Genomic DNA, 16,131 nt, shown 5'->3' with positions numbered 1-16,131 from the left:
TTTGCGCGTATATGCCGGTCATTGCCGCAAGAAGGATAGCGCCGGAATCATGGAAAAAAACGGATTTTCTGGTTTTGTGAGGGAGGAATGGCGCAAGCTTCTTTTGCTCCTGAGCATGTGCCTGATTTATTTCTTTTCGTATTTCCAGCGCGTGGCCGTGCCGGGCACTTGTTTTGACGAACTTCAGCGCGATTTTAACGCTTCCGCCGCCGCCATTACGGCGCTGGGATCGGTCTTTTTGTACATATACGGCTTTGCCCAGTTTTTCATCGGCATGGCGGCCGACCGATTCGGCGGCCGGCGGACCATGCTTGTCGGGGCCAGCATTCTGGCCGGCGCTTCCATTGTTTTTCCGCTCGCCGGTTCGTTGCCCGTGCTTTACCTGGCGCGGGCGTTTCTCGCCGCCGGCGCCAGCACGATTTTTATCAGCATGGCCAAGGAGATAGACGTCCTTTTTAATCCGCGTCATTTTGCCCTCTGGCTGGGCATTTCGCTTTTTATCGGCTACAGCGGCGGCATTGCCGGGACATATCCCTTTGAAAGGGCCGTCAGCCATTTCGGCTGGCGTCCCGCCATGCTTGCTGCGGCCGGATTATGCTTTCTGGCGCTGGCCGCCGCCTTTTTCGTTTTCCGCAAATTTCCCGCCGGCCGGGCGGCATCCCCGCGGCCCGGTAATTTTTATCTCGGCGGCGTGCTGAAAAACCGCCTGAGTTATCCGGTGGCCGTCGCCGGCGCGATTAATTTTGCGGTGTATTTTCTTTTTCAGGCCGCGCTCGGGAAGAAAATGTTGACCGATTGCTGCGCGGTTTCCTCCTCCCAGGCCGCCGCCGTAACCTTTGCGATGATCATTATCTGCACGAGTTTTTCCTCGGCCTCCGGCTTTATTTCGCGCCTGATCGGCAACCGGCGCAAACCGATTATTTTGACCGGCGTGTGCCTGACCCTTGCCGCGGTGATTTTGTTGAGCACGGCCCTGTGCGGCCGGCCGGACCGCCGCCTGCTCACAACCGGCCTGGTCATGCTGGGGCTGGCCGCCGCCCCCTCGCCGATTGTGCTGTCTTCAATCAAGGAAGCGAATGCCGGCCCGGCGGCGGCAACGAGCATGGGCTTTGCCAATTGCGCGGCCTATATTGTCGTGGCTGTCATCACGAACCTGGCGGGAATGACCATGGATTGTTTCCGGGAACAGACCGTGGCGAGCGCGCAGGGGATCGTTTATCCGGCAATCGCCTACCGGCTGATCCTCGCCGGTTGCGCGGGGATGGCCGTCGTTTCGCTGATAGCGGCTTTGTTTATCCGCGAAACGAGGGGAATGCAGGCCGGCCAAACCGGTTGAAAAAAATGAATCTTTCCGGTAAAAAGATAATTTTGAATCAGGAGTTGGTTATGGACTGCATAAAAAAACGGGCCGGCGCCGGCCGGCCGCGCCGAGCCGCCGCGGACAAGCGCTTTTTGGCGGTCCCGATTGTCGGATCAATCGGCAAAATGATTATGGACCCGGTCTGGGCGCGCAACATGCACCGGTCCGGCTCAAACGAATTGATGCATGTCATCCGGGGCAATGTCTCCGTGCGGATGGGCCGGCGCCGGCTTGAAGCCGGGCCGGACGACACTTTGCTCATTCCCGCCGGCACTTTGCATCGCGATGAATTTGATTTATCCGTCGGCCTGGAAGTATTTTACGTGTTTTTTGACTGGCCGCCTTCAAAAGATTATTTCCGTATTGTTCCGGCCGGGGAAGCGCCGCGTTTTTGCGCGTCCATCGCCGCCGAGATCGGCAAATTGTGCGACCGGATGCAGGTCGGACTGGATGCCGGCACCGAAACCGACCGTTTGCTGATAAATTCCTACACGCATAATATTCTGCTTCTGGTCCTGCGCGAGGCCGTGCGGCCGGAGACAAACCGTCCGCCGTCCGCCGGCCGGCATCACGGCGAGGTTCTGCTGTTGAAGGCCCGGCAATACATTGATTTGCATTACGCTGAACCGCTTTCCCTTGATAAGATCGCCGAGGGGCTGCAGATCAGCTCTTTTTATCTTTCGCACCTTTTCAGCCGGGGAAGCGGTTGTTCGTTCGTGGAATATATCACCCGGGTCCGCCTGCGCAAGGCGCAGGAACTGCTGGCCGAGAGCTTGCGGAATGTTTCGGAAGTCGCCCATGCCGTCGGATACAATGACAGCAATTACTTTTCAAAGGTGTTCCACCGTTATTTCGGTGTCAGTCCCCAGGACGCGCGCTGCGCCCCGGCCGGGGGAAAAAGGGCGGACGCTATCCCCTGAAAGAACCAGAAGCGGCGCCCGTTTGCATTCCGCCGCCCCGTCGCGCCGGGTTGCCAGCGCGGCCAATGCGAAGCCGCGGCTGGGAGGTGAAAAAGCCCTCGTTTGAAACTGCCTTAACCCGCTTGTTGCCTGAAATCATGCGGGGTAACCGTCAGCCCCCGGAAAATGGCAAAAAAACCCCCGAAATGACAATTTCTTCCTCTTGCGCAAAGCTCCGTTCTGCCCCAGAATTATCGGCAAGAAAGAAACGCTGTAATATTTTTCGGGGGTTAAAAACATGAGTGCGAAACTGGCTTACGCAATCTGGCCGTGGGGGTTGGCAAACCGGGAGCAAATGGCCGCGGCCATCAGGGACATAAAAGAGGTTGGTTTCCGCTATTTTGAAAGCGTGCAGAAGGCCGTGGAACTGTTCAAGGACGATCTGAAGGCTTTCACGGATATTACCGCGGAATATCAGGTTTATCCGATCAGTTTTTATTTCCATATGCGCGGCGTCGCCGGCCAGGACATTGAAATCCTGAGGCAGAGTCTTGATTTCATGGCCGCTAATCATATCGCAACCATCAGCGTGCAGGCCGCCGGCAAAAAAGGCGGCGGGGCAACGCCGGAAGAATTGCTCTACGCTCTGAACACCATCGCCGAATTCGGCCGGCTGGCCAGGCCGTACGGAATAATCCCCTGTCTGCATCCGCATGCGAACACAACCGTCATGTTTGAAAAGGAAATTGATTTTATCATGCAAAACACGGACCCGGCGCTGGTGGCCTTCGGGCCGGATACCGCCCATCTTATGGTCGGAAAATGCGATCCCGTCCGGGTCTTTGAAAAATACGCCGAGCGGATCCGCTTCGCGCATTTGAAAGACGTGAAAAAAATGAGAAAGCTGGAAGGCGACGGCGCTCAAAAAGAAGGTTTTGAAATTTACAGCAGTTTCCTTGAGCTCGGCGAGGGGGAGGTTGATTTTCCGGGAGTTTTCAAGGTTCTTGAGAATGTGGATTATGACGGTTTCCTCGCGCTCGAGCTTGACAGGTCGCGCTTTTCCAACAAGCAGAGCGCGGAAATGAATATGCGCTATATGAAGAAGCACGGGTTCTGATGCGAGAGTATGGAGTATCGGCGTAACGGAGTGTCGGAGTCAGAAAAATCGGAAATCCAAAATCGCAAATCGAAAATTGAAAAGAGTTGAATCATGATGAGTCCGCGTGAAAATCTCCTGCAAACCCTGCGCTGTGAAAAGCCGCAATGGATTCCGGTATGCCCTTATTTGTTTTCCAATGAAAACCCCGTCCGGGGGGTTCCGGAGGCGCTTGGGGAAGTATTCCGCTTGTCGTCCGGCGCTCTCGCCGGCAATATTCTGAAACTGGGGGAATATCTTGGCGCGGACGATTATCTGCTCCCTGTCCCTGCGCCGGCGGATCTGGTTTCAGACACCTGTTCGGTTGAAACCAGAGAGGCGGAAAAGGGAAAATTTATCAAAATCTTGTCCACACCCAAAGGCCAACTCCGGCAGATTTCCGAAGCGATGCCTGGCTATCCCGGTATGGTGACAGAACGGTATGTAAAGGCGCTCGCGGATGTCCCCAAACTCATTGAATATTTCAATTCCCTGCGCGTCAGGGCGGCGCCGGAAACGGTAAAAAAGATACAAGATGTGAAGAAAATGGCGGGCGGACGCGGGGCGCTTTTCTGCCGCACCAACGGAACCCCGCTGGGAATGTGTTACCGGGTGTATTCGGACATTACGAATCTGATATATATGATCGCCGATGAACCCGGGACCATGAAAGAATTGTTTGACTGCATGGAGGAGAAGTATTTCAAATTGTACGAAGGCATGCTGCGGGCGGCTCCGGAAATAGACGCGTTTTTCGGCATGGATGACACCTCCACCACCCTTATTTCTCCTGATATGTTTGATTCATTCAACGTGGAATTGATTAACAGGCGGGCCGACTTGTGCCATGCCAACGGCAAAATATACATGCACCACTCCTGCGGCCTGATTCGCGGTCTGCTCCCCGTCTACCGCAAGACCAGAATGAACGGCGTGGATGCCTTTATCGCGCCTCCCGTCGGAAACGTCGGGTACGCGGAGGGCCGGGAAATTCTCGGGCCCGGATATTCCATGATTGCCGGGCTGGCAAACGGTCTGGGGGCAATGGATGAGGACGCGATTCGCAGGCACGTTGCCCGCCGTTTCAAGGATGCCCGGAGGGCCGGGAACGTTGTTTTTTACGTTGGCGGCGCCCATTTGTCGTTTGCGGCGCTGGAAATGATTTTTGCGGAAGCCCGGAAATTAAAAACCCGAAAGGAATCGTAAAATGGACAAACTGGCAATCAACGGCGGAAAAAAAGCGGTGCGCGAAGGACTGATCAAATCCTGGCCGCCCATCGGCGCATTGGACCGTAAAATGATATTGGCGTCGCTGAACGCCGGCAAACACACTGCCGCGGGCGCAAATTACAAGGCGTTTCAGGAGGAGTTTGGCGCATGGAGCGGCAATAAATACGCGATCTTTGCCAACAGCGGCACGGCCGCCCTGCACATGGGGCTGGCCGGCTGCGGCTTGAGCGCCGGCGATCACGTTCTGGCGCCGGCCTATTCCTGGTCATCCAGCGCAACTTGCATTCTGCATCACAACTGCATCCCGGTCTTTGTTGACATTGATTTTGACACCATGAATATTGATGTCAACAGGATTGAGGCCGCCATAACAAAGAGGACCAGGGCCATAGTCGTGGTGCATCTTCATGGGCTCGCGGTCAATATGGATAAAGTCCTGGAAATAGCGCGGAAGCATAAACTGCGGGTGATAGAAGACGCCTGCCAGGCGCACGGCGCTCTCTTTAAAGGCAAAAAAGCCGGCGCTTTCGGCGATTGCGCGGCCTTCAGCTTCAACCAGAACAAATGCCTCTGCGCCGGCGAAGGCGGTATGTTTGTCACAAATAATGAGGAAATCTATGAAAAGGCAAAAATGCTGTGGTCGTTCGGCGAAACGCGCACACCCGTTGAATCGCGCGATTACCATGCCTATGCCCTGGGCTGGATGTACCGGAGTTCCGACCTGGTGGCGGCGTTCGGCCGGGCCCAGTTGAGCAAAATGGATCATTATCTCAAAACCCAATGGGAAAACGGCGCATTATTGCGGGACGAACTGAAGGGCCTGCCGGCCTTGATAATTCCGGTGGAGCCGGAGGGACACAAGCATAACTGGTATAATTTCACCAGCCGGATTGACATGCCGGCCGCAAAATGGACCGGCGAACCGCAGCGTTTCAGGAATGCGGTCATGAAGGCCCTGCAGGCGGAAGGCGCGCCGGCGGGCGTCTGGCAAAGTTTTATTCTGCCGGCCATGACCGTTTTCCAGGCCAGGAACGCCTATGGCAAAGGCTGCCCCTGGAGCTGCCCCCTGACGCAGCCTGTTGATTATAACCCCGCAAAATTCCCGGTCGCCCAGCGGCATACGGACACCCATTTCGGCATGACGACTCCCTTGCGGGCCCCAAACGGCAAAGCGGCCGTTAAAGCCGTGGCGCAGGCCTTTAAAAAAGTATTCACGCAGCTGGACAAATTGGATATAGAAAAAATTCTGAAATGAAACTTTCAATAATGTCCTACACGTTTTCCCGGCAGGGGTGGCGGAAAAACGGCAGGTTTGATCTTGAAGGCATGTGCCGGGTTGCGCAGGAATTGGGCATTGACGGCGTGGATGTTGTATCCACCCATAATCTCTTGCCGGCGGATATCAGGCGGATTTTATCGGACTTTGGCCAGAAAGCAGTTTGTTACACTTTCAAAGCGGATTTGAACGCCGCCACGGCAAAAGAGCGCGGAATCGGAGCGGATCAGGTCAGGGCCGGCGTAGATGTTGCCGTTGAAATCGGCGCTCCCCTGATCATGGTGGTTACCCCGGGAAAGCCGGGCGTTGCGCGGGAAGTCTCGCGCCGGCAATTTATCGGCGGACTTCAGGAAAGCGCGGACTTTGCTCGCAAAGCCGGAATAATCATGACGATTGAAAACTTCCCCGGCAAAGACAGTCCGTTTGTCGTTTCATCCGACGTGCTTGAGGCTTTCCGTGAGGTCCCCGGCTTGAAATTGACTTTTGACAATGGTAACGTCTTGACTGGCGGCGAGGACCCATCCGTGTCTTTCATGCGTTGTGCCGCACATGTAGTCCACGCGCATTTCAAGGATTGGGTCCTGGCCGGACCGGGCGGTGGCCTGGAAGGTCTGGATGGCCGGCATTATGCGGCCGCCCTGATCGGCGAAGGCATTGTGCCGCATGTTTCGTGTCTGGATGCCATGAAAGAGGCCGGATACCAAGGCTATATCAATATTGAGTACGAGGGAAAGCAATATCCGCCTGATGAAGCCACGCGCCGGGCGGCGGGGTATCTGAACAATTTAATCAGGCATGCCCGCCCGTGTAAAGGAGCGGATTAACTTGAAAGTTAAAAAAGACATGCATGCGAATATGAACAGATACAAACCGGATTGCCGGGAAGCGCGCGAGCGCATGATTGCCTGGTGGGCCGGCAAAAAAACCGACCGGGTTGTGGCGCAGGTCAGCGCGCCTCTTAAACCGGCGGATCCGCTGATAAAATCCATCCGCGATGATGTTCCTGCCAAATATATTGACCCGGAAGCCGTTCTCTCCAACATGGAATATCGTCTGGAGCACACCTTCTGGGGCGGAGAATATTTTCCAACCCATTTCGTTTATTTCGGTCCCATGTTCTCTCTGACTTACCTGGGCTGTGAGCCGAATTTCATGCCGAATACGACCTGGTATGAGCCGTGTCTGCGGGATTGGAGCGAATTGCCGAATCTTAACTTCAATCCGCACAACCGCTGGCGTCAGCTCAGCATGAAAATGATGCGCCTTTCCATGGAACGCGCCAACGGCCGCTGGCTTGCCGCTCATGCGGGCGGCATAGCGAACCTGATGGACATAATCTGCGGCCTGCTCGGCAACGAAAAAACGATGATGGCCATGCTTGAACATCCGGAGGCGGTCAAGGCCGCGTTGGACCGCCTGATGGTCTGGTCGCGGCAAACATACGATGAAGTATATGACATCGGGCGCAGTTATCAGGAAGGCGACATTGACTGGATGCAGGTCTGGGCGCCGGGCAAGCTTATCACCGCGCAATGCGACATGTCGGTCATGATCTCCCCGGAAATGTTCCGCGATTTCGTAACCCCCGAGCTTGCGAATATTTACAATCATGTGGATTATGGCATCTACCATCTGGATGGAGCGGAGGAAATCCGCCATCTGGACGAACTGCTCAACATAGAAAAACTCCATCTTATCCAATGGGTGCCCGGCACAAAACTGAATGACCCGGATTACAGGGATCCCCTGCGCTGGATTGATCTCTTTCGCCGCATTCAGGCGGCCGGCAAAAAAGTTCTGGTTTACTGCCCGCCGGAACGGGTGCGGCCATTGCTGGACAAGATCGCGCGCGACCGTGTTATTCTGCATGTCGGCTGTAAGGATGAACAAGAGGCGCATAAAATATTGGGGGAACTGGAGGCGATCGGGGCCTGAATCAAGGAGGATAATTATAATGACAGCAATAAATGACGGCAACCTGCAAATCGGCTGGGCGAGTAAAAACGTGACCCCGGACCGGCCGGTGAACCTTCAGGGGCAGTTTAAAATGCGGATATCAAAGGGCGTGAAAGATCCGGTCATGGTCACGGTCCTGGCGTTGACGAGCGGAGCTTCCGCCGATAATACGGTTGTTTTTGTCTCGTGCGACAGCGTTTCCGTGCCGGAAAATGTTTTCAGGCAATGCTGCGCCGCAATCAGCAGGTTGGCGCCGGACCTGGATACGAGCCGCATTGTTTTAAACGCAACCCATACCCATACCGCCCCCGGTCTCAGTGAAGGCCATTATCCTCCCGTGCCAAGCGGCGTGATGACGGCCACGGAATATGCCGAATTTTTTGCCGGCCGGGCGGCGGAAGCCGTCCGGGAAGCCTGGGAAAACCGAAAACCGGGCGGCATAAGCTTTGGCCTGGGCACGGCCGTGGTGGGACACAACCGGCGCGCCACCTATTTTGAGGATGTCGCCGCGCGGATGAACGAGCAGGCGCCGGGCCGGTTTGCGAGCGGCCGCACGAAGATGTATGGCAGCACAAACGACCCGCTGTTCAGTCATATTGAAGGATACGAGGATCATTATGTGGACTTGTTGTACACGTGGGATGCCGGCAAAAAATTGACCGGCGTGGTGGTCAATCTGGCGTGTCCCTCGCAGGAAACCGAAGGGGATTATTATGTTTCCGCGGATTTCTGGCATGAAATCCGGCAGGAGATAAAAAAGCGGCACGGCGATGAAATTCAAATCCTTGCGCAATGTTCTCCGGCCGGCGACCAGTCGCCGCACCGGCTGTGGTACAAGCAGGCCGAAGAGCGCATGTTGGAATTGAGAAAACTGGACATGCGCCGGGAAATCGGGCGGAGGGTGGCCAACGCCGTGGATGAAGTTCTGCCGCCGGTCCGGGAAGCCGTTCAGACAAATCCGCCGCTCATGCATGTTGTTAAGGAAATACAACTGCCGCGGCGGATGATCAGCGATGAGGAAGCGGAACAGGCGCGAGCCGACCTTGTCAAACTGGAGGCGGGCGACAAAACAGAGGGACATTATTTTGCCAGCGTGCGGCGCTGTAAAAATGCGCTGGCGCGCTACGAAGCGCAAAAAAGCGGCAAAGCCATACCCATGGAATTGCACGTAATTCGACTTGGCGACGTCGCTTTTGCGACAAACCGATATGAATATTTTCTCGACTTTGGAATTCGCATCAAGGCGCGCAGTCCGGCCGTGCAGACATTTCTGGTTCAGCTGACCACGGATCGTCATGGCGCCGGCACATACCTGCCGACCGAGCGGGCGGTCGCCGGCAAGGGGTATGGCGGCGGCGCCTACGACAACGAGGTCGGCCCCGAAGGCGGGCAGGTGATCGTGGAGGAAACGGTCGGGCTTTTAAAGGAACTCTGGCCTGCCCGCAATGCTTCGCATAGCGATGCCGGCGGGGGCCGCAAATGCGAAAACCGAAGCGTGACGGCGAGAGCCGCCGCTGAATCAGGAGGCGACATATGAGATGCAGGCAACAACAATTGTTCGCTATGTTGATGATGCTGGCGTTTTCATGGGTTTGGTATGCCCGTTCCGACACGCATTACGTGTCGTTTTCCGGCACGAACAGGGCCTGGCTGGATGTAACGGTGCAAGCTGAATCAGAAGGGAGTAAAAACCTATGAGGGCAGCGCGTGTTGCGGCAGTTCTGCTTTGGTTGCTGATATTTTCGGGCGCCGGGCGGGCCGAAAGCGTCATTCATATTTCACCCCGGGGCAATGACACTGCGTCCGGCTCGGCCGAAACTCCCATTTGTACATTGCAACGCCTTGAAGCGATGCTTAGCGAACGCGCTGAAATCACAGAGGTTGTGTTCCATGGCGGGGTGTATTTCGGCGCGCTTGCCGTGCCTGTGCCAAACGGCGCCGAAGCGAAAAAACTTCCTCCGCTGCTTTTGCGGGCCGCTGACGGCGAAGAGCCCGTTCTTGACGGCGCCCTGATCCTCCCGGCCGGCGAAGCCAAGCCGGTGGAAGGGGCGGCGGGGGTGTATCAGATTGATGCCGCGCCGTTCTGCGGCAAGAAATCAGGCGATGAGATTCCACCCGTCTGGGATGCGGCCGCGCGAAAGCGTTATGTCATGGCAGCCGATCTCCCTGCCGTCAGACAATTCCCGGCATCCTGCACATTAACGAGCAACACGTTGTATTTTCACACCCCGGATAATCGTCCGCCGGCGGAGCAGCACATCCGGATCGGCCGTCTGATAAAAAGTGGAGTGTTGAATATCGTCCGTCCGAATGTGACTGTCCGCGGATTAATCGCAATGAACAGTTTGTCCGGCATGTTTTCATCAGGTTTTTACACGGACAAAAATACCGAACGCGTCACTTTTGAGAACTGCCGCGCCTCCAATTGCTCGCGCGGATTTCGGATCAGCGGGCGGCACATGCGCCTCCTGCGCTGCCGCGCCGAGGAGGTCGGCTGCGGCATTCTCATTAACGGCAAGAATGTTCTGGTGGAAGAGGGTGTTTTCCTGCGGGGACGGCGCGACGATTTCATGGTTCCCATGCTTGATCCGCAGGAGGATTGTGGCATTGAAGTGTATTTTCCCGCCGGGGAGGAAATCATAATCCGCGCGAATGTTATCAGGGGATTTTCGACCCACGGAATATTTTTTAAATGCTTTCAGGGTAATTGTTTTGTGGAACGCAATACGGTGGTGGATAACAAGTTCGGCATCAGCTGGCAGGTTTTCGTGCGCATTTTTGCCAGTAGCAACATCATCAGCGGCGTAGATCTGGCAACTCACGATGAGACCGTTGGACGCAGGCAATGGGCCAATGGAAACATTGTCTGGCCGGATAATGAGGCGATGCGCGCAAATGTGTGCCTGAATTGCATGGGAAGCAACAACATTTTCGCCGACCCGCGGTTTGCGGCGCCGGAAGTGAATGACTTTCGCCTTTTGCCGGACAGCCCGGCCCTGAACCGCGGCGGAAACGGACAGCCCGCCGGAGCGCTCGGGGCGGTTCCGAAAGATTTCAAGGACACTAATCCGCCGGTTCTTGAGCTTGGCGAACAGCCCGCGCTTGTTTCCGTGAGGGACAAGGCGGACACCTCGCCGCTTTTCATGGTTTCACAGCGCGAATTTCCGGTGCGCGCGCGCGCTCATGACGCCGCCGGGCGGGTAAGCCAAATGCGTTTGCGCATTGGCGATGAACCGTGGGGCGAGGCTGTGCCTTATGCGCAGGACTTCCCCGTCCGTCTGCCCGCCGGCTCCGGCGTGTTTCCCCTCAGTATCCGCGTTGCGGATGATGCCGGCAACTGGAGCGAGCCGGGCGTGATCCGCGTGCGGGGGGCGCTGGCGCCGCCAAAACTCGTGGAAGGGCCGACCCTGCGCGCCAATAGCAATGGCGTGGTCATTTCTTTTCTGACTGACGCGGAATGCCATGCGGCCGGGGAATATGGCGCCAACCGAAATTACGGCATGCCTCTCTTGTTGAGCGGAACCGCCAATTCCGGGGAGAAAGGGGCCGCCGCGCGCGAACACGTCTTGGGCGCGCTGTTTCCCGGACATGATCCGAATCAGTTGTGGTATTTCCGTATCCGCCTTGCGGATCACAAGGGAAAAACAACGCATGAATTCACGGGCGAGTTTCATCTCGCCGGCCAACCGCAAACGTATCAGGTTGATCCGGCGGGTGTGGACGAGGAAACCGGCGGGACGCCGGAGCGCCCCTGGCGCACGCTGCAGTATGCGGTGGATCGGACGCTGCCCGGCGACCAGGTGACGGTTATGTCCGGAGTGTACCCGGAGGGCGCGCTGATCACTCGGGGCGGCGTTGCGGGCGCTCCGCTCATTATCCGGGCCGGGGATAAATGGAAAAGCGTCATTGACGGCCAGAACCGGGTGAGCAAAGCCCTCTTGCAGGTGAAGAACGCTGCTTACGTGGAGATTGCCGGGTTTGAACTGCGCTGGTTCGGCGACCGAAGTCATTGCGCCGTCAGCCTGGAGAATGCCCCGCATGTCACGGTGCGCGAGTGCAAAATATGGAATGAGTTGCGCTGGGGGGAAGGACGCGTCGGCGGGATCGGCGTCGTGGCCGATAAATCGCCGGATTTTGTCCTGGAGCGGAGCCTTCTTTGCCGTCTGGACATTGGTCTGCGTCTGTCCGACTCGCCGCGCGCGCGCCTGGTCTACAATACGTTTCGGGCGTTTTCCCACGGCGGCCTTTGTTTTAATGGTTCCTCAATCCAGGGAACCGTTGTCCGGAACAATTCCATCAATTATGCCGGCAACTATGCCTACCTCATCAATATTGGAGCCGCTGATACCAACGGTCTGAAACTGAAATCATTTGATGCCGATTACAACAATTTGGGCACACATTTGAACTATGGGTATTGGCGGGGAGACCCCGGCGCCGCGCCGAACCTGACGAATGCCCGAGGCGGCAGCAAGGCGGTCGCCATTTTAACGCGCTCAGGCGGAACGTTCCTGCGTCCGGGGAGTGTGTACGGCGACAAGAAGCGCTCGCCCTGGAGCGATTCCGTGAAGAGAGATGATGCGCCAAGCCCGGACGAAGAAGGGTGGGAAGGCCCGGCCGTGTTGCGTTACCGGTGGATTCCCGACGCCGCCGCGCGCGCCGAAGACCGCGGTGTGTCCTACCTTATCGCCTCCACCTTTGAAGACTGGCAGGCTTTCTCCGGCCGGGAAAAGCATTCCATCTGGGCTGATCCGCGCCAATGCAACGTGCTGGAATTTGACTTTAGCCTGCTGCCGGACAGCCCGAATATCGGCGCCGGCGAAAACGGCGCGAATATCGGCGCCTTGCCGGTCTGCCGAAAGGAAACGGAAAAGAAACCTGAATGAGGAGGCAGATATGGCGGCGCAATAAAATGCGGGGTTGAACGTTGTCGCCGCTCCGCTTGCATCTTTGTAGCGCCTTGATTTTCTCCAAAGCGGTCACGGCAAAATCAAGTTCAATCAAGGGGAAAGTTCAACACTGGCGGCGAGAATGGCAAAGAAATAATCAAGCCTTATTCTTCCCGCAGCAGTTCTTGTATTTCAAATTGCTGCCGCAGGGACAATAATCATTCTTGCCTATTCGGGGCTGGACATCCGGCTTGGCCTGCTGGGCGAATGGAGAACGAAGAGCTTTACCTGTGAATTTTGCACGCAAAGCGCGCAAAATTCAGGTAACAAGTCTGTAAAAGAGCCAATTTCAGTTCCAGATATATGGATCAAGATTGGGAGCGAGCGAAGGGATTTGAACCCTCGACATCCACCTTGGCAAGGTAATTTTTCAAAATGCCGTAATCCCTCAGTTTTGAGGGGGAGAGAGAAACCGTAGGGGCTTCGCTTGCGAAGTCCTCTTCAATAAAGACGGGCGCGCGACAAGCGCGGCCCCTACGAAGACTGGCCAATTGAATTGCCATCCACCCACATAACTGAGGGGTTACAAAATGCCTTCAATCAAAATTCATACACTACGAAATTCATGTCAAGCCTGTTGTTGTAAGTCGTTGATGGCTTAATGATTGTCTGGATAAAATCAATCAGGACTGTTCTTCGTCTACCTTCCTGCCGAGTCGGGATATTTTACAAAACTAGTAAAGGTTAAATTCCTATTCTTCCTTTTCTTGCCATCCCGGCCAATATTTTTCTTGGACAATTTAACACCATTGCGTTGGAAAAATGAATTCAAGGTAGATATTTTTTGGCATCCTCAAGGCTCAATCCCAGCCAGACAGGTTTATAACCTTTGTAGTCTTGAAGCAGATTTTCAGCCTTTTTCTCCAAAAGAGCCATGTTGATTTTTGATTTATTCAGCTTAACCTCGGTCAGCGTGATTTCTTTTTTCAGGTCATTGACGGCAACAATATCAATCTCTTTCTCATTGTTCCGTTCCCAGTATGAGCCTATTTGATTGAATTGTCCGGTGTCTGCCAGTAAATCACGGAAAAAATTCTCCAGCATTCGGCCGCAATAAACGGCATAATCGCGGCGGATAATATCCCCCACATAACTGAAATTGCCGGTTTCCACTGCCGAACGGTTCCGATAGATAAACCGAAACCAGAAATTCAGGAAATTATCAGTAATCTTGTATTTCTGTAACCGTGAATTGGGTTTGGCATTAACGGGCTTATGCTTGGAGACAATGGCATAATCCTTTTCCAGCCTGTCCAAATAGCCTCCCACGTTGCTTTCCAACAAGGATTCAATTTCCGACCTGGCCGTCTTTCCTGACGCAATCAGTTCCAGAATTGAGAAATATGTGCCGTAATCCCTGCCGAATTCCTCTATCAACAGGTTTTTGCCCTCATGGATAAACGGCGAATTGGCATCCAGCATGAAATCCACCATCGTCCTGAAGGAAAGGGCTTCATTTTCAATGAACAGGTCAAGATACTTGGGCATGCCCCCGGTCAGCACATACATATCGAACAACGACTGAACATCATGCGCTTTGTAGTCTGATAAAATCTGATGAATGGCGCCGATTCTGAAAGGTTGAATAAGAAGAACCCTGTCGGATCTTCCAAATAAAGGCTCTTTTGATTCCTGAAAGATTTTATGCATGAGCGAATAAACTGAGCCGATAAAAATCAGGTTCAATTTGCATCTGGCTTTGTGCAAATCCCATAAATGCTGGATTTCAGAAAAAACAGAAGGATTAACGTTCTGGAATTCCTGAAACTCATCGACAATCAATGTAAAGTGCTCTTTTTTGGCAATCTCCAGCAGAAGGGCGAAAATATCCTTAAAGGCTTTGATATCTCCGATGACCGGAACATCAAAATGCTTTTTTATTTCATCAAGGAATTCTGCACACAGGAGAGGCTCGGACTTCTTCGACACAAATAAATAGATGAACTTATGGCGACTGGCATATTCCAGGGCAAGCAAGGTCTTTCCAACCCGTCTTCTGCCGGTCAAGACAGTCATTCTGGCGGAAGAACCGGACTGTTGAAACATCTTCTGCAGTTCGGTTATTTCTTTTTGGCGGTCATAGAATTTCATAGCTGCTGTCCTTTATCGTAACCGCCATTACAGTAACAGAAGTTGCGATATAATCAACCAAAAAAGAGAATTTATTAAACATGATTATTTGATGAGGATTTTACCAATCCCTGCAATTTATTCCGTCCGTCCCATAATAACGCCGCCATCTTATTTTTAGGCAAGCGTTCAAAATAAGCCGAAAAATACTTCGCATTAATAATGACGCCCTTTTATCTTGCCCCACGAAATTTGTAAAATGCCTGTGACCTCTCAAAACCATCCAGTGGTGTTCAGATATGCCCCAATATTTCAAATCGTTCTAGGGGCAAATATGGCACACAAGTTATGAAAACATATTCGTAATTGCCCTAAAATTTATTATTCTTTCCCGAATATTGCACGATTTTCGTGCAATATTCGGGTATCATGAATATTGCCGCGGTTAGCCGACCATATTGACTTACAGGGCAGGTCGCTTCAGCCGCTATTACGTGGTTACAAGCTTGAAAACATTGGATGCCTGAACGAAGCAATTGCCTGATAATACAGCAGATAATGAATGGGTGGAGCGAGCGAAGGGATTTGAACCCTCGACATCCACCTTGGCAAGGTGGAGCTCTACCACTGAGCTACGCTCGCTTGGCTTGAAAAGATATTTAATTTCTACCATACCCGCCGTTTTTATGCAATACTATTTTGCCCCAAAAAAATCGCGAAAAAAATTGCAAAAAATCTGTCCGGATGGTATTATTTGCGGATAAGAGTCTTTTGAAAAAAGGATATAAAACATGAGAGAAGTTTTAATATTTCCAGGAGAAGATGGATATTGGGTGGCGGAATGTCCCAGTCTGCCCGGCTGTATTTCTCAGGGGGCGACAAGGGAGGAAGCGATTAAAAACATCAAAGAAGCTATTGAAGGTTATATCCTTGCGCTTAAGTCACATCATTATTCGCCGGGATAATCCCTTTACCCAGACGGTTGTTCCGGATCATAAAGAACTTGATCGGGGCACACTTCGCGCCATCCTCCGCCAGACTGATATTTCAATTGATGAGTTTTGCCGATTGATATAAGCATGCCGTCTGACAAGAACGGCGCGTGGCCGGCAACGGCCCTTCTGCACCGGAAAAGACGGCAAGCAAAATGTAACCCCTCAGCCTTGCTGGCAATTGCAGTCTCCGCGCTTGTCGCGGAAGAAACGTAGGGGTCGTGCTTGCCGCGACCCTTTTTCAGAGGGCTCCGGCAAGCGGAG

13 protein-coding genes and 1 tRNA gene are annotated in these 16,131 nt (G+C 54.0%); 12 read left to right on the top strand and 2 right to left on the bottom strand.

Annotated elements, in window-relative coordinates; all coding sequences use genetic code 11:
- The 10 genes from PHP98_09640 to PHP98_09595 all read left to right on the top strand — a co-directional run.
- Positions 1–1,336: MFS transporter (locus PHP98_09640; GenBank protein ID MDD5483891.1), on the top strand; the 1,336-nt coding region annotated here is incomplete at its 5' end.
- A 50-nt stretch (positions 1,337–1,386) separates the two neighbouring features.
- Positions 1,387–2,280 (top strand): AraC family transcriptional regulator, encoded by an 894-nt coding sequence (locus PHP98_09635; GenBank protein MDD5483890.1) that lies wholly within the window; start codon positions 1,387–1,389, stop codon positions 2,278–2,280.
- 277 nt (positions 2,281–2,557) lie between these two features.
- Positions 2,558–3,376, top strand: a complete 819-nt coding sequence (locus PHP98_09630; protein ID MDD5483889.1) for a sugar phosphate isomerase/epimerase — start codon at positions 2,558–2,560, stop codon at positions 3,374–3,376.
- 93 nt (positions 3,377–3,469) lie between these two features.
- Complete coding sequence (locus PHP98_09625; GenBank protein ID MDD5483888.1) at positions 3,470–4,600, top strand: uroporphyrinogen decarboxylase family protein; 1,131 nt, start codon at positions 3,470–3,472, stop codon at positions 4,598–4,600.
- A gap of 1 nt (position 4,601) precedes the next feature.
- Positions 4,602–5,879 (top strand): DegT/DnrJ/EryC1/StrS family aminotransferase, encoded by a 1,278-nt coding sequence (locus PHP98_09620; protein MDD5483887.1) that lies wholly within the window; start codon positions 4,602–4,604, stop codon positions 5,877–5,879.
- Positions 5,876–6,724 carry a sugar phosphate isomerase/epimerase gene (locus PHP98_09615; protein MDD5483886.1) on the top strand — a complete coding sequence of 283 codons (849 nt, stop codon included), beginning with the start codon at positions 5,876–5,878 and terminating at the stop codon, positions 6,722–6,724. The genes PHP98_09620 and PHP98_09615 overlap by 4 nt, the downstream gene beginning before the upstream one ends.
- A gap of 31 nt (positions 6,725–6,755) precedes the next feature.
- The gene (locus PHP98_09610) at positions 6,756–7,835 is read left to right on the top strand and encodes a hypothetical protein (protein MDD5483885.1); all 1,080 of its coding nucleotides are present in this window, start codon (positions 6,756–6,758) and stop codon (positions 7,833–7,835) included.
- Positions 7,836–7,854: 19 nt separating this feature from the next.
- On the top strand, positions 7,855–9,393 hold the full coding sequence (locus tag PHP98_09605) for a hypothetical protein (GenBank protein ID MDD5483884.1): 1,539 nt from the start codon (positions 7,855–7,857) through the stop codon (positions 9,391–9,393).
- Positions 9,390–9,554: a hypothetical protein gene (locus PHP98_09600; protein MDD5483883.1), complete on the top strand. Its 165-nt coding sequence runs from the start codon at positions 9,390–9,392 to the stop codon at positions 9,552–9,554. Before PHP98_09605 ends, PHP98_09600 begins: the two co-directional genes overlap by 4 nt.
- Positions 9,551–12,742: a right-handed parallel beta-helix repeat-containing protein gene (locus tag PHP98_09595; protein ID MDD5483882.1), complete on the top strand. Its 3,192-nt coding sequence runs from the start codon at positions 9,551–9,553 to the stop codon at positions 12,740–12,742. The genes PHP98_09600 and PHP98_09595 overlap by 4 nt, the downstream gene beginning before the upstream one ends.
- An 831-nt stretch (positions 12,743–13,573) precedes the next feature.
- Here the strand turns inward: PHP98_09595 and PHP98_09590 are convergent.
- On the bottom strand, positions 13,574–14,896 hold the full coding sequence (locus PHP98_09590) for an ATP-binding protein (protein MDD5483881.1): 1,323 nt from the start codon (positions 14,894–14,896) through the stop codon (positions 13,574–13,576).
- Positions 14,897–15,442: 546 nt separating this feature from the next.
- Positions 15,443–15,517 (bottom strand) — tRNA-Gly (locus PHP98_09585).
- Positions 15,518–15,666: 149 nt separating this feature from the next.
- On the opposite strand from PHP98_09585, the gene PHP98_09580 reads away from it, so the two are divergent.
- Together PHP98_09580 and PHP98_09575 are read left to right on the top strand one after the other, a co-directional pair.
- Complete coding sequence (locus tag PHP98_09580) at positions 15,667–15,840, top strand: type II toxin-antitoxin system HicB family antitoxin (GenBank protein ID MDD5483880.1); 174 nt, start codon at positions 15,667–15,669, stop codon at positions 15,838–15,840.
- The gene (locus PHP98_09575) at positions 15,791–15,952 is read left to right on the top strand and encodes a type II toxin-antitoxin system HicA family toxin (GenBank protein ID MDD5483879.1); all 162 of its coding nucleotides are present in this window, start codon (positions 15,791–15,793) and stop codon (positions 15,950–15,952) included. Before PHP98_09580 ends, PHP98_09575 begins: the two co-directional genes overlap by 50 nt.
- Positions 15,953–16,131 lie beyond the last annotated feature (179 nt).

The sequence above is a fragment of the Kiritimatiellia bacterium genome, assembly GCA_028715905.1.
GTDB lineage: Bacteria > Verrucomicrobiota > Kiritimatiellia > JAAZAB01 > JAAZAB01 > JAQUQV01.
Note: the sequence above shows the minus strand (reverse complement) of the source record. Positions and strands in the feature narration are given on the sequence as shown.